General features: G+C 63.8%; 12 protein-coding genes. 11 read left to right on the forward strand and 1 reads right to left on the reverse strand.

Annotated features, from left to right (window positions below):
• Nucleotides 1–119 precede the first annotated feature (119 nt).
• The 4 genes from AAW51_RS18105 to AAW51_RS18120 all read left to right on the forward strand — a co-directional run bounded on the left by AAW51_RS18105 (nt 120) and on the right by AAW51_RS18120 (nt 5,419).
• Nucleotides 120–2,402 (forward strand): cyanophycin metabolism-associated ABC transporter, encoded by a 2,283-nt coding sequence (locus AAW51_RS18105; protein WP_047195714.1) that lies wholly within the window; start codon nt 120–122, stop codon nt 2,400–2,402.
• Nucleotides 2,403–2,423: 21 nt separating this feature from the next.
• Nucleotides 2,424–2,900 carry a cyanophycin metabolism-associated DUF1854 family protein gene (locus tag AAW51_RS18110; RefSeq protein WP_047195715.1) on the forward strand — a complete coding sequence of 159 codons (477 nt, stop codon included), beginning with the start codon at nt 2,424–2,426 and terminating at the stop codon, nt 2,898–2,900.
• A gap of 66 nt (nt 2,901–2,966) precedes the next feature.
• Complete coding sequence (locus AAW51_RS18115; RefSeq protein WP_047195716.1) at nt 2,967–4,766, forward strand: zinc ribbon domain-containing protein; 1,800 nt, start codon at nt 2,967–2,969, stop codon at nt 4,764–4,766.
• A 143-nt stretch (nt 4,767–4,909) separates the two neighbouring features.
• Nucleotides 4,910–5,419 (forward strand): hemerythrin domain-containing protein, encoded by a 510-nt coding sequence (locus AAW51_RS18120; RefSeq protein ID WP_047195717.1) that lies wholly within the window; start codon nt 4,910–4,912, stop codon nt 5,417–5,419.
• Nucleotides 5,420–5,529: 110 nt separating this feature from the next.
• Here the strand turns inward: AAW51_RS18120 and AAW51_RS18125 are convergent, their stop codons facing one another.
• The gene (locus tag AAW51_RS18125; protein WP_047195718.1) at nt 5,530–6,591 is read right to left on the reverse strand and encodes an AcrVA2 family anti-CRISPR protein; all 1,062 of its coding nucleotides are present in this window, start codon (nt 6,589–6,591) and stop codon (nt 5,530–5,532) included.
• Nucleotides 6,592–7,252: 661 nt separating this feature from the next.
• On the opposite strand from AAW51_RS18125, the gene AAW51_RS18130 reads away from it, so the two are divergent.
• From AAW51_RS18130 to AAW51_RS18160, 7 genes are all read left to right on the forward strand, one after another.
• Nucleotides 7,253–10,114 (forward strand): type VI secretion system Vgr family protein, encoded by a 2,862-nt coding sequence (locus tag AAW51_RS18130; RefSeq protein WP_047195719.1) that lies wholly within the window; start codon nt 7,253–7,255, stop codon nt 10,112–10,114.
• Complete coding sequence (locus AAW51_RS18135) at nt 10,111–11,160, forward strand: DUF4123 domain-containing protein (protein WP_047195720.1); 1,050 nt, start codon at nt 10,111–10,113, stop codon at nt 11,158–11,160. Before AAW51_RS18130 ends, AAW51_RS18135 begins: the two co-directional genes overlap by 4 nt.
• A gap of 24 nt (nt 11,161–11,184) precedes the next feature.
• On the forward strand, nt 11,185–14,397 hold the full coding sequence (locus AAW51_RS18140; protein WP_047195721.1) for a T6SS effector BTH_I2691 family protein: 3,213 nt from the start codon (nt 11,185–11,187) through the stop codon (nt 14,395–14,397).
• Entirely contained in the window at nt 14,394–15,500 is a 1,107-nt protein-coding gene (locus tag AAW51_RS30070; RefSeq protein WP_157359952.1) for a DUF6708 domain-containing protein, read from the forward strand. Before AAW51_RS18140 ends, AAW51_RS30070 begins: the two co-directional genes overlap by 4 nt.
• Before the next feature lie 159 nt (nt 15,501–15,659).
• Nucleotides 15,660–16,766, forward strand: a complete 1,107-nt coding sequence (locus tag AAW51_RS18150) for a DUF6708 domain-containing protein (protein ID WP_047195723.1) — start codon at nt 15,660–15,662, stop codon at nt 16,764–16,766.
• Between the two features lie 90 nt (nt 16,767–16,856).
• Complete coding sequence (locus AAW51_RS30075; RefSeq protein ID WP_157359953.1) at nt 16,857–17,663, forward strand: DUF6708 domain-containing protein; 807 nt, start codon at nt 16,857–16,859, stop codon at nt 17,661–17,663.
• A 420-nt stretch (nt 17,664–18,083) separates the two neighbouring features.
• Nucleotides 18,084–19,190 (forward strand): DUF6708 domain-containing protein, encoded by a 1,107-nt coding sequence (locus AAW51_RS18160; RefSeq protein ID WP_047195725.1) that lies wholly within the window; start codon nt 18,084–18,086, stop codon nt 19,188–19,190.
• Nucleotides 19,191–19,329 lie beyond the last annotated feature (139 nt).

Genomic DNA, 19,329 nt, shown 5'->3' on the forward strand with positions numbered 1-19,329 from the left:
TCTGGTACTTCCGTGCGTGACGTTCAGATCGCCCAGCTTCGCGCGCGAAGACCGGGGCCAGGCGTCTTGCCTCCACCTGAACGGCGTTGCTTCGATTCGAAGCGCACCACACGATGACAATGTCACCCTCCAACTCAACCTTAGCCGCCGGCTCGCTGCCGGATCCTTGGCAGGCGGATCTCGGATCCACCCTTGCCGAAGGGGAAAACGTTCTGGCCTGGCTGCAGGTTGACCTCGACACGCAACTTCGCTTTGCGAGCGGTCTGATTGCACTGACCGAGCGCCGGCTGCTGGTGCGCGAACCCGGCCAGGCGTGGCAAAGTTGGCCCTTGCACCTGGGCCTGGCCTTGCAGCACGAGGATCATGCCGGCGTCGGTCGTGTCGAACTGCACGATCGGCAGGCCCGTTTGGGCTGCTGGCGCTACACCTTGCGACACCATGCCGAAGCGCTGCAGCTGATCGACCGCTTCAACGCACAGCTAGAAACTTTGGCCACGGGCGTGACGCATGTCACGGATGGCGACGTCTGCGAGCGCTGCAAGACGCCGCTCGCACCCGACCAGGAGGACTGCCCGGCCTGTCACCGCGAAACGCCCGCCGCTCCGTCCACCTGGACCCTGCTGCGCCTGTGGCGCTTCGCCAAGCCCTACAAAGGCCAGCTGCTGGCCGGCTTTGCCCTCACCCTCGGCTCCACCGGCGCGACGCTGGTGCCGCCCTACCTGACGATGCCCTTGATCGACAAGGTGCTGATCCCCTACCAGAACGGCACGCCGATCGACACGACACAGGTGCTGTTCTACCTCGGCGGCCTGCTGGCGGCCGCGCTCGTGGCCTGGTCGCTCGGCTGGGCCCGCACCTACATCCTGGCACTGGTCAGCGAACGTATCGGCTCCGACCTGCGCACCACCACTTACGAGCATTTGCTCAAGTTGTCGCTCGAATATTTCGGCGGCAAGCGGACCGGCGACCTGATGGCGCGCATCGGCAGCGAAACCGACCGCATCTGCGTGTTTCTGTCACTGCATCTGCTCGACTTCGCCACCGACGTGCTGATGATCCTGATGACGGCGGCGATCTTGTTCTCGATCAATCCGTGGCTGGCCCTGGTGACGCTGCTGCCGCTGCCCTTCATCGCCTGGTTGATCCACGTCGTCCGCGACAAACTGCGCACCGGTTTCGAAAAAATCGACCGGGTCTGGTCCGAAGTCACCAATGTGTTGGCCGACACCATCCCCGGCATCCGGGTGGTCAAGGCGTTTGCCCAGGAGCAGCGCGAAGCGACCCGCTTCCGCGACGCCAACCGTCACAACCTCGCGGTGAACGACCGGCTCAACAAGGTGTGGTCGCTGTTCTCGCCCACCGTGTCCTTCCTGACCGAGGTCGGTCTGCTGGTGGTGTGGGCCTTCGGCATCTGGCTGGTGGCACACGGGCAAATCACCGTCGGCGTGCTGACCGCCTTCCTCGCCTACATCAGCCGCTTCTACACCCGGCTCGACTCGATGAGCCGCATCGTCTCGGTGACGCAGAAGGCCGCGGCCGGGGCCAAGCGCATCTTCGACATCCTCGACCATGTGTCGAGCGTGCCCGAACCGGTTCGGCCGGTGCACAAGGAGCACTTCGAGGGCCGCATCGAGTTGCGCGACGTCGGCTTCCGCTACGGCAGCCGCTCGGTGATCCGCGGCCTCGACCTCAACATCGCACCGGGCGAGATGATCGGCCTGGTCGGCCACAGCGGCTCGGGCAAGAGCACGCTGGTCAACCTGATCTGCCGCTTCTATGACGTGACCGAAGGCGCGATCCGGGTCGACGGTGTCGACATCCGCTCGCTGCCGGTGGCCGAATACCGCCGCCACATCGGGCTGGTGCTGCAAGAGCCCTTTTTGTTCTTCGGCACCATCGCCGAGAACATCGCCTACGGCAAGCCGGGCGCCACCCGCGAAGAAATCATCGCGGCCGCGCGCGCCGCCCATGCACACGAGTTCATCCTGCGGCTGCCGCACGGCTACGACTCGGTGGTCGGCGAACGCGGCCAGGGTTTGTCGGGCGGCGAGCGGCAACGCATCTCGATTGCGCGCGCACTGCTGATCGACCCGCGCATCCTGATCCTCGACGAGGCCACCTCGGCCGTCGACACCGAGACCGAAAAAGAAATCCAGGCGGCCCTCGACAACCTGGTCCGCGGGCGCACCACGATCGCGATCGCCCACCGGCTCAGCACGCTGCGGCAGGCGGACCGGCTGGTCGTGATGGACCGCGGCCAGATTGTCGAGGTCGGCCCGCACGACACGCTGATGGCCCACCAGGGCGCCTATTGGCGGCTCCATCAAGCCCAGGCGGCCAACGCCGAAGGCGGTGCTGCCGCGGGCTGGAACGAAGACAGCGCCGCCCGCGACGCAGCCTGAACACGACGCAAATCGCCATCCATGTCTCATCAACCCCCTTTCGAGCTGAGCCGCAACACCTTCGGCCGCCTGGTGCTCACCACCGTGAGCGGCGACGTGCATGAAGGTGTCACGCCGGTGCGTGCCTTTCCGATTGCGGCACCCGACGAAGGCATCGCCCTGGTCGGGCCCGACGGCCACGAAGTCGCCTGGGTCGACCGGCTCCACGACCTAAGTGACACCTCGCGCGCGCTGGTCGAGCAGGAACTGGCCACGCGCGAGTTCTTTCCCGAGATCCGCCGGCTGGTCTCGGTCTCGACCTATTCCACCCCCAGCACCTGGCAGGTCGAAACCGACCGCGGCCCGACCACGCTGCTGCTCAAGGGCGAGGAAGACATCCGCCGCCTCGGCGCGCAGTCCGTGATGATCCTCGACGGCCATGGCGTGCAGTTCGTGATCCGCGACCTGGCGTCGCTCGACAAAACCAGCCGCCGCATGCTCGACCGCTTCCTGACCTGAGTTCGCGCGCCGGGGCGAGCCGGTTGACAATGTCCTCCCGAACAACATCAACAGGAGGACGTGGCGATGGCCTACGACTACAGCTCGGACAGCAAGCGTTTGGAGCTGCCCAACCCCTACCGGTTGCAGAACCTGCTGCTCGGTCTGTGCGCCCTGATGCTGGTGGCCGGTGGCGTGCTGTGCCTGTGGTGGACCCGCGAAGCGCTGCAGGCCCAGAGCATGCGGCTGGTGTTGGCCCCGCTGGTGGCCGGGCTCGCGTTGCTGGTCAGCGGCTTGGCCGCGGCCGGCATGGCCGCGCGGCGCCTGCGCTTCTTCTTCGGCCGCGGCCGCCCGGCCTCGCTCGCCCCCGAGATCGCGCCCGGCACCACCGGAGAATCGCCGGCGGCCGGCGTCTACCAGGAGATGTTGCGCCAGGGTGGCCTGACCTACCCGGAGCCGCAAGGCGCACTCGAGGGTGTGCTCTACCACGCGGTGCCGCACCTGATCACCGCACCGCTGGCCGTGCAGGAACTGGCTCGTCGCCACTTCTTCAACCTCGTCGCGATCGCCGCCACCGCACTGAGCTTCGCCGTCTCGTGGTGGGTGCTGGGCACCGATGTCTCGCGGCCGTGGATCGGCGTGCTGTACTTCCTGTTCGGCGTGTTTTTCCTGATCAAGCCGCTGATCACCGACCGCCGCGCCCGGCTCACGCTGGCCTCGGTGGTCGGGTTGGTGGCTGCCGCGCTGCTCGCCCCGGTGCTGATCGGGCTGATCGGCGGCAGCTTGCCGTCGCTGGGCACTTTTTCGCTCAGCCTGCAGACCGCCCTGATGCTCGGCACCGGCCTGTTGGCGGCGCTGCTGATCGCGCTCGCGGTGTGGGCGCAAGTCGGTGAGCCGCCACGGGCGCAGTCGGGCGTCGAGCAGATCAAGCTGTCGATGAACGGGCCCCCGAATCTGCTGCTCGACGAGCTGGACCGCAAGTTGCAGCACGAATGGACCGAGCACATTCCCAACCGCCGCTACGCCAGGCTCGAGCCGGCCATCGACATGTCGCGCAGCGCCGGCCCGTTTGCCGCTGAACTGATGGAGGAGACCCAGCCGACGCCGCTCGGCGGCCGCATTGCGCCGACGTTGCGCTCGGCACTGGCGCATCGCGCCCACCGCTGGCTGGTCGCGCTGGATCTCTATGCAACGCTGCTGGTGGCAGTGGCCGTCGGCTTGTTGCTGTATTTCGTGCGCGAGTTCGACGTCGGCGCCGCCTGGCGCGACAACCGCTTGTCGATGGCCGGCACCTCCACCATCCTGCTGCTGGTCGCCCTGTATTGTTTCCAGGCGGCTGCCGCGCTGTGGGGGCGCTTCGACTTCGAGTCGGTGCTGGTCTGGGTCGAGATGGCCGGCACCTACCAACGCTCGCGTGTCGGGACCGGCAATCAGTTCAACAGCCGGCTCAACACCGACAGCGAGATCGTGCGCACCGAATCGATGACCTTGCGCGTCTGGCGCGCGCGCCTCGAGTCGGTGGTGTTCGGCAAGGACGGCGAACGTCAGGTCACCGCGATGTTTTCGACCGGGGTGGAGGCCAAGGACCTGGCCGCCCATCTGGCGGCCTTCGGCCGCAGCCAGAGTGTGCTGGTGGCCCCCGGCAGCGAAGAGGATCAGGCGCGCATCGCCGCGCTCAACGCCGGCGAGCGCGCCCTGGCAGACAACACGCCGCCCGCCGCCCAACTGCACCACGACATCCGCGCTGCCGCCGTGCTCGCGCCGGCCGCTCCCGCGTCGTCCGGCCCGGCAGACCCGGCCCCGGGCCACTGCGGCGCGTGCGGCGCCGCCCTCACCCCTGGCGCCCGCTACTGTGCCGCCTGTGGTGCGCGGGTGGACCCCGTCTGACCAGGAACGGGCGGGCGGGCATCGTATTTGCCACGGATTGCCGGGACCGGGCGCCCGGCCGCCTCCGCGCGGATCTGGCGTCCTTCGAGAGGCCCTCGCGGCCTCGGTCATCCGACAACAAACCCACGAAGGAACCCCACACCATGGCAACCGCAAAACGTCCCCAGAACGACGCCGTCGACGCGATCGAGCTGCTGACCGCCGACCACAAGAGGGTCAAGGCCCTGTTCAAGCAATACAAGAAGCTGGCCGAGGAAGGGGCCTCGGTGCCGCAACGGCGTGAGATCGCCGAGCAGATCTGCACCGAACTGACGGTGCATGCACAGATCGAGGAAGAGCTGTTCTATCCGGCCGTGCGCAAGGTGCTCGACGAGAAGGATCTGATCGACGAAGCCACCGTTGAACATGCCAGCGCCAAGGACCTGATCGCCCAGATCCAGGCCATGCACCCGCGCGAGAAGCTCTACGACGCCAAGGTGATCGTGCTCGGCGAGTACGTCGACCATCACGTCAAGGAAGAGCAGAACGAAATCTTCAAGAAGGTGAAGGACAGCGGGCTCGACCTGCAGCGGCTGGGCGCGAAGCTGAGCCAGCGCAAGGCGGCGCTGATGTCCGAACTGGGGCTGGGCGAGGAAGTGCCGGTCGAGGTGTGAGCGTTTGACCGGCTGGATGGCGTTGCGCAGGCAGCAGCCGAGCAACGCCTTGCCATCACGAGAGGGCTGCGCCCTACAACATGCTGCTCAACACTGCCGTGTGCGCGGCGTCAATCGCCCGGCATTCGATCCGCCCGAACGATGGTGGGCGCGATGAACATCACCTTGCGCAGCGAGGCCTGTGGGCCGTGCGGCTGAAGCCGGAAGTGGCCCCGCCGCCAATGCGTTGAAACTGCGCTACGACCGTCGACAGGAGCGGCATCCGGCTGGTCGGAGAGATCGCCCGCACCGGCCAGTGCCACTGGGCCCAGAAGGTAGCGGTCATACAGCTTCTCGATCTCGCGCTGACGCTCCTCGCGCTTGCGCCGCCCGAGCCCCGAGAACTGCCGAGGCGCTTCGCTGTAGGGCCGCTTCTGCGTGACCTCCGCGTCATCCAGCCCGAGGTACAGCAGCACTTTCACGACGTAGTCGAGCAGTTCGCGGTTGATCGGGCGGAGTACCGCCGCCGCCTCCTCGTTGACCGTGCCATCGGGCTCACGGCAGACCTCTTCGATGGTCCGCTCCAACACGGCGCTCAGCGGCTCGTCCTCGTCTTGGACTCTGAGCATGAGCGTCAGGCTCACAACGCCGGGGTGCGGAGTGCTCACTTCCTGGTGCGCTACGACGGTGATCGCGCGATGTGCAGGAGCGTCCACGGCTTCAACGCCGTGAGAAAACACCTGGATCGCGTCCAGCGTGCCGCAGAGGTGCGGCTCGCCGAGCGGTGGCAGAACGCACATCGCTGGCACCGGCGTGCGGAAGTAGCGCATCGGCAGGTCTTGTGACCAATCCGTTTCGCGCAGCAAGGAAGTGAGTGCGGGTGTCGGCTCGTACAGCGAACCGCCGCGCCACCAGTGCGCCAGCCAAGGTGTCACGTCGAGCAAGGCGTTGTTGCACTGTTGATCGCTGTGCTTCTTCATGTACGGGCGGACGCTGTGCACGGTCCCGTCGTGCGCTGACACGAACGGCACCGCCGGGTCGGACAGCGCCAGGCGAGCCGAGCGTATGCCGGGGAGCTCGTCCACGACGCGCTGCCAGGCGTCCAGCACGCCGCAGGCGCGCATCCGCACCGGCAAAGGCAGACCGCTGTAGTCCGTTGCCTGGGTCCGCTGATGCGCGAGCAGCGCGTTCATGATCCTCTCGTCGAGCGGTGCCTCCTCGATACGCAGAACAGCAGGTGTCGCATAGGGGGGAAGCGGGACCGCACCCGTGCTGGCCCTGAGGGTTGCCGCGCGGCGTTCGGGCCGCGACCCAATTGGCGCAGCCAGAAGCGATCGTTTCATCAGCGTCCTTTGTCTCTAGCAGGAAAGCCCGGCGCGGGGTGCAGGGCACCAGTCGGTGCGCCCGCCCACTGCTCGCGCGCCCGGGGTACCGCCGGTGTGGAGGCGATATCGACGGCACGGGCGGCTGGGGCTCTCTGAGGGTGAACCTCAACGCGCGTGTAGCCGGCGGAGGATCAGCCAAGGCCCTCAGTAAATGTGATCTGAACAATTTTGCGCAGGAAACGGATGCAACGTGCCCCTCGTTCGAGGGGACAGCCCGACCCGATCCCGCCAAAACTCATGACATAACACGAAGTTTCACATGAACACGCCCCCCTCGGATGGGGGAACGCCGAGGTTTACGCCGCCGAGCCTCGATAAACTCTGTCCCCCAACAGAGCGCGAGCATGGCGCTGCGTTCATACCAACAACCGAGGGAGTCCATGCACACGTCCATCCTGGCCCACGCCATTCTTCGTGCGGCGGGCGGCTCTTGCCGCGCCCGCTTTTTGAGCCGCTGACCGGGCCACGCATGACGGACCTCTCCTTCCTGCCGGCCGCGATTCAAGCCTTGCTTGCCGGCTACACGCAGAACGACCGGCTGCTTCACCTGCACACGCTGCTGGGCCCCAATGTCCTCTTGGCCGAGCGCATGGCGCTGACCGAGAGCATCGGACCGAGCGGCCCGGACTGCGGCTTCAAGCTGGAGCTGACGGCGCTGAGCGCCGACACGCACCTGGAACTCAAGCAGTTGATCGGCCAGCCCGTGTTGCTGGAGTTGCTGACGCAAGCCAGCCGCACCGCTCTGCGGCCCTTCCACGGCCAGGTCACCGGCTTTTCGCTGCTGGGGGCGGACGGGGGCTTGGCGCGCTATCGATTGACGGTCGAGCCGTGGCTGGCCTTTCTGGCACACCGGCACGACAGCCGCACCTTCCAGAGCCGGACGGTGATGGAGATCGTCGAAGCGGTCTTCGCCGGCTACCAGGGGCAGGGCGCGCTGGCGCCCGCCTGGCGCTGGGACCTGGCAGACCGTGCCGCTTATCCACAACGCTCCCTCTGTACGCAATATCAAGAGAGCGACCTCGCTTTCATCGAGCGCCTGCTGCGGGAAGAAGGCCTGTTTTATTGGTGGGAGCACACCGGTGACGCCGGCAGCAAGACGCTGGGCCAGCACGTGCTGGTGATCGCCGACCACAACGGTGCCTGCAAGCCGAACCGTCAGCCGCGGGTGCGCTACACCCAGCCCGGCGCGACGATGAAAGAAGACAGCCTGCGCAGCTGGCACGGTGAACGCCGGGTGACCACCCAGGCAGTCAGCATGGCGAGCTGGGACTACCGCAGCACGCAGCTGCGGCCCGTCAGCGCCGCGGCCCTGCACCCCGCCGGCGGCATCGCCACGGAATGCCAGGACGTGCCGGGCGTCTATGCCTACGAAGACAGCCATCAAGGGCAGCGGCTGGCGCAGCGACAGCAAGAAGCGCTCGACGCCCGTGGCCGGTTGTATTACGGCGAAGGCACCGTGCGCACCTTTGCGCCCGGCAGCGTGATCACCGTCCTGGACCACCCGCACCACACGGGCGAAGACAAAGACCGCTTCGTGTTGCTGCGCGCCGAACACCGCGCGCGCAGCAACGTGTCGGCCGACCATCGGGCGATGCTCCAAGACCTGCTGCCAGGGCTCCTCGGCACAGAGAAGGAGGATAGCGGTGCGACCAAGGCCGGCAGCCTTGCGAACGACGGCGACGAGCCGCTGTACAGCGTCAAGGTCGTGGCGCTGCCGGCTACCGTGGTGGTGCGTGCGCCCGCGCTCGACGCCGCGCTGAGCCCGCACGCCGGCCTGGACAGTGTGGTCCAGCACCCGCGACCCACCGTCACGGGCACGCAGACCGCCATCGTGGTGGGCCTGGGTGCGCCTATCCACACCGACCGCGACCACCGCATCAAGGTGCAGTTCCACTGGCAACGCGGTGCCCAGGGCAGCCACCGGCTACAAGTGCAGGGGGTCGACAACGCGCCGGCCAGCGATGCCAGCGGCACGTGGGTGCGGGTGGCAACGTCCGTGGCCGGGGCCAACTGGGGCAGCGTCTTCACGCCACGTGTCGGGCAAGAAGTGCTGGTCGCCTTCTTGGATGGCGACATCGACCGACCGGTGGTCATCGGCAGCCTCTACAACGGCGTGGGGCAGGACAACGCGCAGGGCAACCAGGTGAACGGCGGCGCCGCCGGCGCCACCGGCAATGCCCCGGCCTGGTTCCCCGGCTCCCAAGCCGCAGGCCAGCACCAGGGGCACCAGCACGCGGCGGTGATGACGGGGCTCAAGACGCAGGAGCTGTCGGCCAGCCAGAGCGGGGCCGGCGGCTACAACCAGCTGGTGTTCGACGACACGCCGGGGCAGGGCCGCATCCAGCTGGCGAGCACGCAGCATCGCAGCCAGCTGAACCTCGGCCATGCATTGAACCAGAACGACAACCAGCGCCTGCACCCGCGCGGACACGGCAGCGAGCTGGTGACCGAGGCCAGCGGAGCCTTGCGCGCAGGTAGCGGCCTGCTGATCAGCGCTGAGGCTCGGGCAGCGGGCTCGACCGGGGGCACCGCGCAGCTCGACACCCGCGAGGCCGAGCAGCAGCTACAGCAAAGCGCAGAGCTGACGTCGACGCTGATCGACACCGCGCAGAAGCACAACGCGAAGCTGAAGGACGAACCGCAGGCCAAGGACTTGCCCGTGCCCCAGGCACAGAAGGCCCTGCGGGAGAGCATCGAGACGACCGATCAGCGCGGCGACGCCGGCAGCGGCGACCAGGCGATCGGCGGCGGCGCGGGGGCCGTCAAGGCCTGGAGCCGACCCGACCTGTTGGTGAGCGCGCCTGCCGGGGTGGGGCTGTACAGCCCGGCGAACACGATTTTCAGCGCGGGCAACACTGCCAGCTGGGTGGCGGGGCAAGACATCACCCACAACGCCCAGCGCCACCACAGCATCGCGGTGCAAGGTGGCATCAGCTGGTTCACCTACGGCAAGGCGAGCGACCCGAGCAAGCCGAACCAGGAGACCGGCATCATGCTGCACGCCGCGAGCGGCAGCGTGAGCAGCCAGAGCCAGAGCGGCGCTACCAAGCTGACAGCGGACAAGGCGGTGGAGGTCAGCAGCACTCAAGCGGCCATTCAGATGGGCGCGCCAAAACACATCCTGCTGACGGCGGGCGGCTCGTCGATTCGGATCGAAGGCGGCGACATCACGTTGACAACGCCGGGTGCGGCGCAGTTCAAGGCGAGCATGAAGGAGTTGACGGGGCCTGCGAACGCGAGTTCCAGCGCCGACCTCCCCGCTCCTCAGTCCGTCCCTCCTTGCGGCCAGCAGCAGGCGGAGAGCGTGTCGAATGGAGCTGCGCTGCTATGACGGGCGAGAGCGCCCCGCCCTCGGCGGCTCCCGTCGCCAGTCGTTTGGACCAGGGTCAGAGCAAGCCCAAGTTCCTGAGCCAGACGCCTCTGCCGGTGCTGCAAGGTCTTCCCCTCTATGCACTGATCGACCCGTTCTTAGGCGAGCCCCACCTTCTCGCTGGCGCATCGACTAGCGCGACGGACCTGGATGACTTGCAGGCGGCGCGGCGTTCGGCCTGGAAGCGGGCGGTGTGGGTCGCTCGTGACCCATCTCCACGCGTGGAGGCGGATCGGATGCCGTATGTCGTGCAGCTGGAAGGCGCTGATGATCCCTTGGTGGAGTTGCTGGTCCAGGGCGCAGCGATGGAAGCGCAACAGGCTTCGGAGACGTCTATCGGCAAGCTCGGCATCGGCGCCCTCATCGAGACGCCGCTGGATGGCCAACGGCTCATGCAGCGCATCGAGCAAATGACCACCGTCATGGTGCGTGGAAGGCCGCGCTACTTGCGGTTGGCCGACCCGCGTGTCTTCGAACTGCTGGTTCACTTGTTGTCGGCGCGTCACTTGGCCGAGTGGCTCGGGCCTGTCGGCAGATGGCATCTACGTCTTCGAAACGGCACATGGGGCTGCTGCCTGGGCTTGGCTGACGATGCTTTCCTGTCCACCGAAGCCGAACTGTACGGTCGCCGGCAAAGGGTCGAGGAGCTGTTGACCAAGCCGGCTCGGCTTCTCCTCAGCGTTGAGCAAGAGGCCCGCCTGTTGGATGGCGAAGCGGTCTCGCTAACACTCGCCGTGCTCCAACGCGAGTTGGCGGATGTGCCGGACCATGCACATGAGGCCGCCTGGACAGCCTGCGAGCAGGCTGCGGCCGTGGGGTTGACGGACTTGAACGATCGTGTGAGCTATGCCTGGCGCGCGGCTCTCGGTCGACCCGTCAACGGCACAACGCGGGGCCGCGAAGCGATTGACGCCGCAAAGAGGAATCCGGGAAGTTTGGAAGAACGGCTCTGGGAACTGGATGCAGATTCCCAGCAGGGCACAAGCAGCGATGACGCGCGCGCTTAGAAGCGCCGAAGACCAGAGATCAACATGAGCACCGAAACCTGCAAGGCCTGCGAGAACAGCGGCCTGCCGATCCTCTTCCTGTATCACAGTGCGGTTGCCAAGGACGCGGCGTTCGCCCCACTCAATGCCGCCAAGCTCAAAGAGCACGACGCATCGGTGAAGGAGGTCGGCCTCCCGCCCTTGAAGTACGCCCGTTATGTACTGCGCACCTTGCGGCCGGGAATGTACTTGCACGTGTACCACGAGACGCCGCCGCGAGCTTTGAAGTTGGCGGCAGCACGGCGGCAAGCAGGCGGGAAGGCTGGCGCAGCAGACCCCGATGCAGCTCATTGGGAAGTGTTCCGTGTGCTGCCAAACGGAGCCCTCGTCCCTGAGGGACACCCGCATTTCGTGACCGGCGAAGCCTTCGCTTGCCGACGTGACGGAGGCTCCCACCTCCTGACGACCGTGACCTATCGTCTCCAGGACGCGCATGCAGCAACTGGGTTGTGGGTTGCCGTGGGCGCCAACCTGTGGGACCGGAAGTTGCGGGCACAAAACAAGATGAAGCCCGAGGTGATGCAGCGCATCGACATCGCGAAGGCGCGCACCGCTGGGGAGAGTTACGTTCGCCCGACGGCCCAGTGGCTCGCGGAACACGTCGCGGACTTCGCGTTGTTTGACCTGCAGCACGCGAAGCGCAACTCAACGTCTGTCCTCGCGCCCCTCTCCAACCTCGAAGAGATGCTCTGCCAGCGCATGCTTGCGCTGTCCGCGGGGCACCCGCTCACCAAAGGCAAGGGTTTCGTGTTCCCCTTGCGCGACCCTGTCGGAACCGCAGAGGCGTTGTCGGACATCGCACGCGCCCGATATCAACAGGGGTTGGACTACTCGTACTCCCAGCGGCATCCATTGGGAGCCCTGGCCGGGATCGAGTTCATCCGCAAGCGCGTCTATGGTGTACAGCTCGCGACCCTGCACGAACAGTCACCGCTGCGTTCGACCGACCTCGTTGACGCCAAGCACCGCCCGCTGATCGACCCCGCATACCAGCGTGAAATACCGTCGTCCGGAGAGATGCCTCAATGGGTCCGCCTCGGCACCGTGCGCCTTGAGAACTTTCAGCTGGATCGCAAGCCAGGTGGAGAGCTTCCGAACAGCGCACGTTGGTTGCAATTGAAGGGGATGCCGCAGTACGGCATCGTCATCGCTCCCGCGGCAGACATGGCCCAGCTCAAGGCGAAAAAGTCCACCCAGAAGATGGACCGGCTGCACAAACGGGATGAAGTCGAGCAATTCGTTTCCAGCTTCAAGGACAAAATCGACGCCTACAACAAGCTGGTGAGCCAGCATGATGAGGACAGAGCGCAGCTGCTGACCGCGGCAGCGCTTTGCACCTACTTCCGCCGGCATTTCGATCCCTCGGATCCCAATCCACTCGGGGCAACGCGTACACCGGGTATCGAGTACATGCGCGAGGTCAGCAAATCCCTGATCGGTTGGGGGGGCGTGAGCGCCGGGTTGGAGCGGGCTGTCCGGAAGCTGCTGCTGACGGAAGACATCGAGGGAGATGACGGCTGGGTCTGGCGCGGTCTGGTCGCCAACGACGATGGCTTGTTCGGAACTTTGAGATCGTTCACCGGGAGCCAAGCAAAGTGGTGGACAGATGAGGAAGCCAAGCTCGACAAGACGTACGACACGGTCAAAGGACTCCTGACGGATGCTGACTTCGGTCCCAAAGTGAGCTGGGCCACGGGTGCCGGCGCAGGCTTGAGTTTCGGCATCATGGGCGCCGTCGCCGGTGCGGCGACGCACTTGGCCTTCTCGGCGGCAGAGAAACTGGGGCCGGCGGGTGCGGTTCAATCCGTCAAGGCCTCTGCACAGGCAGCGGCCCAGAAAGTGGAAAGCGCCACGCAGAAGGCAGCGGACTTCTTCTCCAGCAAGGAGGCCGCCCTCGCGAACAACGTGCAGGCCTGGTGTCACCAGCAAAAGCTGATACTCGACGGCGCGCTGAACAAGAAGCCGCCTGCGAGGCCCCTCTATGCTCGCGTCCAAGTGACGTTTGCCGAGGCCCTGGATCTCTTCGTCGACATGGAGAGGCAGGGAACGACGCTGAACGAGAAGAACCGCAAGCTCAAGGAGCGGATCCAGGCGATGCCGGCTGACGTTCGCGACCAGAAGATCTCCCTCGACTTTTTGACAAGCGACGTTGACCTTCAGGACGCGAAGAACGTTCGGGGCCTTGCCGGTCAGGCACAACAAATTGGGGTGAACTTCCGCGGTTCTGCCGGCATTCCGGTGCAGATGCTCACCGTCGATCAGCTCGGGCAGCTTTACCGAAAGGCCCATCGCTTCGACGCGCTGAAGAGCGGCGTCCTCCGTCTGGCCGACCTCGTCGAGCGTCAGACCTCGCGGATGACGACGGGGGCCATCAAAGTTGCGGTTTTGCCCGGCAAGGCGGCCGCGGGGGCCGTTCGTGGCGCCGTCGATCCCGAGTCACGTCTGTCGATCTTTGGTGCGTTTCTTCAATGGAGGCTCCACGAGGTCAACCAAGGGAAAATTGAAGCCCTTGTCGAGCGTCTGGAGAAAACGCCCAACCTGTCGCCGGAGCAACGGGAGGCGATTGAGGACGCGATCGCCATGACGCGCGTGGGCATGTGGGATAACAAGTGCGGTATCACGGGCGGCGTGGCGGAAGTGGTGGCGACAGGCGCGAGCAATTTGAGACTCGTTGGCACGGCGGCTTTGGCGACGACCACTGCGGCGGTCCTCGGAGCTTGCGGGAACGTGTTGAATGCCACCCAAAATTTCATGAAGGCATTCGGCAAACGGGCTGATGGGGATACCCCGTTTGCTATAGCTTACGCGGCCGTCGGGGCGGCATACATGTTAGCGGCAGTTGGATCTGCGGGCGCGGGCGTCGAGGTCGCCGCTTACTGGCTCGCCAGGCGAGGTCTTCTCCAAGGCTCGATCAGAGGCGCGACGGGTATTGCAGGTACCGCGATGCGGCTCCGCGGGCTCAGCTTCACTGGCTGGGGTTTGGTATTGACCGTCGTGGCGTTTGCCGGAGAAGGAATCGTTGTGTACTTTGATAGGACGGCGCTTGAGCTTTGGGTTGAAAACTGCTACTTCGGGACCAAACCCAAGTATCGCCGTGTCGGGGAGTCACGCCCCAATCCCGAGGCGTGGGAGTCTGAGGCCAAAGACTTCGAGAGCGCGCTGAAAAAGGCGGAAGCGGACGGAGCAGCCTCGGTATGACAACGTACATCAGACGACGCGCCGCCGATCTGCGCCCCGGTGCCCCAAACACTAACGATCTCGGGGAGAGTGAATCGAAGCGGCTTCAGAAAGGGAAAGCCGCCTCCGACAGTCCTCGCACACTGGGCCTCCTGCATGCGGTATACCAGCATGCGATTGCATTGGAAGCGGCATCGACCCGGACAAGAGGCATTGTGAGTGTTTTTGCTTTGGTGTTTGTTCCCGTTGCGATTCTCGGTCTGCTTTTCTTCGATCTGTCCGTTGGTCTGACACAAGACAGTATCAGGGAAGGATCTGCTTTGCTCGCACTTGCGTCGCTTGTATTGGCGGCGGTGAGTCTGCTGATTTTCTTCTGTGCTTTGACTGGTGCAATTCGCGCTTTTCGGATTGACTTATTCAGTCCGCTTCAAATGCCCATTCTGTTCAACGCGAAGACGCGCAAGGTGTACCGGTTCATACAAGATATGCCCGGAACAAACTTCAGCACGGCTCTAGTGAACATGAAGTACTGGCCGGGCGTTTTCAAGCGTTGGCCGTTGATCCTGGTTGAGTATGATTGGGATTGCTTGGAAGCAGAACATGCCAAGGAAACACGCGTCAGCGGAAATGTCGTGCAAACCTTGCACGAACTGAGGTTTATTGCAAAGGAGTCGCCGGGTAGTGGCGGCGTGGTCGATGGCTTCACGGTGGCCTCGCCGCTTATGCTGGGGTCGGAGACATGGCCTGAGCTGTGGGAGTTCATCCGGCGCTATATGGAAGAGCAGAGCCTGGCGGCCCTCGACAACGAGTCGTTCGCCCCCGAGCCACCGAAGACCCTATTTCAGGCTGCAAACGCTGTAGCGCCCGCTGGTTGGTTCTGGGCTGTCGCGGGCGGCATCGGCACCGCTTGGATTGCCTGGCGGTCGGGGATTCCGGAAGGGAGCCTTGCGTCAATCACATGGTTCCTGTTTGCGGTGTTTAGCGGCCTGACCCTTGTGATCATCATGTTCAACTGGCTTGCTCACCGCTTGGCTCCCCGAGTAGAGCTGCCGGCGGACCTCCTGGCAGAAGCTGGGAGTCCCATTGAGCGGTCCGAACTCACGATAAAGACGGCCGCGAAGTAAGAACTGACAGCTCCTAGGCGGCATGTGCTTATTACCTAGTGCGAGCTGAAAATGCATGCGGCCAACTTTTTGGCAACAAACGAAAACTCCGAAAAAAGAGTCCAGGTCCGTCGGTCGACGGTTCAGTGAAGAAAGGCGAAGCAGTCGGAGTGTGTCGGTATGACCAACTACATCAGGCGTCGCGCTTCCGGGCAGCATCGCAGCAAGGCCGCCAATCTCGAACCGGACTCTAGCGAGGTGAATCGGCTCGACAAGCGTAAGTCTGTCTCCGACACGCCTCGCTCGCTTGGCCTTCTCCAAGGGATCTACGAGCACGCCCTTGCATTGGAGGCCGCACCTACCCGAACAAGAGGCATGGCGAGCGTTATCGCCTTGTTGTTTGTACCCGCTGCAATACTCGGTCTACTGTTTCTTGATGGCTCCACTGACTTGCTGGGGGACAACATCAGGGATCGAGCCGTTATTGGCGTGCTTCTATCGCTTGTGCTGGCGATTGTGAGCCTACTGCTTTTCCTGGGTGCGGTGACCGGTGCCATTCTGGCTTTTCGAATCGATTTGTTCAGCCCGCTTCAGATGCCCATCCTGTTCAACCGGAAGACGCGCAAAGTATATCGGTTCATACAAGATATGCCGGGCACCCACTTCAGCACTGCTTTCGTGAACATGAAGTATTGGCCGGGGGTTTTCAAGCGGTGGCCATTGATCCTCGTCGAATACGACTGGGATTGCTTGGAAGCAGAGTACACCAAGGAAACCCGCCTCAGCGGAAACGTCGTCCAGACCCTGGACGAGTTGAGGTTCGTTGCGAAGGAGTCGCGAAGGGGCGTGCGCGTCGTCGACGGTTTTACCGTGGCGTCCCCGCTTATGTTGGGTTCCGAAACTTCGCCTCAGCTCTGGGAGTTCATCCGGCGCTACATGGAAGAGCAGAGCCTGGCGGCCCTCGACGACGAATCGTTCGCACCCGAGCCGCCCACGACCCTGTTTCAGGCTGCAAAGGCTGTAGCGCCGGCGGGTTGGATCTGGGCTGTCGCGGGAAGCGCCGGCACCGCTTGGATTGCCTGGCGATCGGGAATTCCCGAGGGGAGCTTCGCGGCGATTACATGGTTCCTTTTTGCTGTGTTTAGCGGCCTGACGCTTGTGATCATCATGTTCAACTGGCTCGCTCATCGCTTTGCTCCCCAAGTAGAACTGCCGGCGGACCTCCTTGCAGAAGCGGGGAGTCCCATCGAGCGGTCCGAACTCACGACAAAGGCGGCCGCCAAGTAAGAACTAAGACTTGAGGCGGAACAAGAGAGCGTCGCCGTCCTGGCGCGACCCCCAGTTGAAGAAGGCCGAACTAGACGGAGCAGCATCCGTATGACGGATTACATTAGGCGGCGCGCCGCGGAGTTGCACAACGCCTCACGGGAGAGTCCAGATCTCGAAGCGTCCAAAGCGAAGCGGCTTGATAAGCGGAAATCAGCGTCGGACACGCCCCGTTCGCTCGGCCTTCTTCAACAGGTCTACGAACGCGCCATTTCGTTGGAGGCTGCACCGACGCGGACAAGAGGTATAGCAAGCGTCCTTGCATTGCTGTTCGTTCCAGGCGCGATTCTCGGCATACTTCTACTAGATGCATCCATTGAGTTTCTGCTGCGAGACATTAGAAACCAGCGCGTTGGTTGGGCGGTTCTATCGGTTGCAATGACGGCTGGGAGCCTGCTGCTTTTCTTGTTCTCGCTAACGGGCGCGATAAGAACTTTCAGAATTGATCTACTCAGTCCGCTTGAAATGCCTATCCTGTTCATTAGGAAGGCACGCAAGGTATACCGATTCGTTCAAAAAATGCCGGGTGACCACTTCAGCAAGGCTTTTGTCAACGTGAGGTACTGGCCGGGAGTTTTTAAGCGGTGGCCATTGATTCTTGTTGAATATGACTGGGATTGCTTGGAGGCAGAGTACGCTAAGGAGACGCGGTTCAGCGGAAATGTCGTTCAAACCTTGCACGAACTGAGGTTTGTTGCCAAAGAGTCGCGTAGTAGCGCACGGATCGTCGACGGTTTCACGGTCGGGCCTCCACTCACATTGGGTTCGCAGACCTGGGCTGAACTCTGGGAGTTCATCCGGCGCTATATGGAAGAGCAAACTCTCGCAACTCTCGACGCCGATTCGTTTGCGCCCTAGCCGCCGAAGACCCTATTTCAGGCTGCAAATGCCGTCGCGCCGGCCGGGTGGATCTGGGCTACCGCGGGGAGCGCAGTCACCGCCTGGATTGCCTTGCGCTCGGGGATTCCGGAAGGAAGCCTCGCGGCAATCACGTGGTTCCTGTTTGCCGTGTTTAGCAATGTGCTCCTGATGATCATTGTTTTCAACTGGATCGCCCACCGCCTGGCTCCGAGGGTAGAGTTGCCCCCCGACATTCTGGCGGAAGCCGGAGTTCCGGTTGAGGCGTCAAAGATGGCGACAAAGGTAGGGTGAATTGGACTGGGGACGGTCTTGGTTTCTCTGTGGCGAAAGGCCCAATTTGCAAAGGCCGGGTGCAGGGGCCCAAATCCGCCGGTCGAGGTTTAGTGAAAAAGCCCAAACAGTCGGAGTGGCGTCGGTATGACCAACTACATCAGGCGTCGCGCTTCCGAGCAGCATCCCAGCGGGGCCGGCAATCTTGAACCCGACTCTAGCGAGGTGAATCGGCTCGACAAGCGGAAGGCGACTTCCGCCACCCCCCGCTCACTCGGCCTCCTCCAGCGCGTATACGAGCAAGCCATTGCGTTGGAAGCCGCGAGCACCCGGACCAGAGGGATCGCCAGTGTCATGGCGTTGATGTTGATTCCGGTGGGTGTTCTCGGTCTACTTCTGCTCGATGGATCAGTTGAGCTGGTGCGAGACAGCATCAGGGATAAAACTATTGGGGCCGCGATCCTCGCACTCGCCGTGGGAGTTGTAAGCCTGCTACTTTTCTTGTTTTCATTGACGGCAGGCATAAGAACCTTGCGGATCGACTTGTTCAGTCCGCTTGGGATGCCCATCTTGTTGAACAGGAAGACCGGCAAGGTGTACCGATTCATACAAGATATGCCTGGCACGGACTTCAGGACCGCTTTGGTGAACATGAAGTACTGGCCGGGGGTTTTCAAGCCATGGCCGTTGATCCTCATCGAATACGATTGGGATTGCTTGGAGGCAGAATACGCTAAAGAGACGCGCCTGAGCGGAAACGTCGTCCAGACCTTGCACGAATTAAGGTTCGTTGCAAAGGAATCCAAGGGCAGCGCACGGGTGGTCGACGGCTTCACGGTCGCGTCACCGCTTATCTTGGGCTCGGATACCTGGCCTCAGCTTTGGGAGTTCATCCGGCGCTACATGGAGGAGCAAAGTCTGGCGCCTCTCGACGAAGCTTCGTTCGCGCCAGAGCCGCCCAAGACTTTACTTCAGGTCGCCAATGCCGTTGCGCCGGCTGGGTGGATCTGGGCTGTTGCGGGGAGCGTCGGCACTGCTTGGATTGCCTTGCGTTCCGGCCTTCCCGAAGGAACTCTTGCGGGCGTCACGTGGCTGCTTGTCGCCGCATCGAGCAACATCCTTCTTGGGACTGTCGCGTTCAACTGGCTTGCTCACCGCCTGGCTCCAAGAGTAGAGCTGCCGGCCGACATCCTTGCAGAAGCCGGGGCTCCCGTTGAGCGGTCCAAGATCACGATAAAAGCCTCCGCGAAGTAAGAGTCAGGAACTCCTAGACGAATCACGCGTCCATTACCTACTGCTGGGGCAAAATGCAAGCGGCCAATTCTCTGGCGGTAAAGCGAGGACTCCTAAGGGGAGTCAACGCCACTGCTTCAGGTTCGCTGAAGAAGGCCGA

It is taken from the genome of Caldimonas brevitalea (genome assembly GCF_001017435.1).
In the GTDB taxonomy this organism is placed as follows: Bacteria; Pseudomonadota; Gammaproteobacteria; order Burkholderiales; family Burkholderiaceae_C; genus Caldimonas; species Caldimonas brevitalea.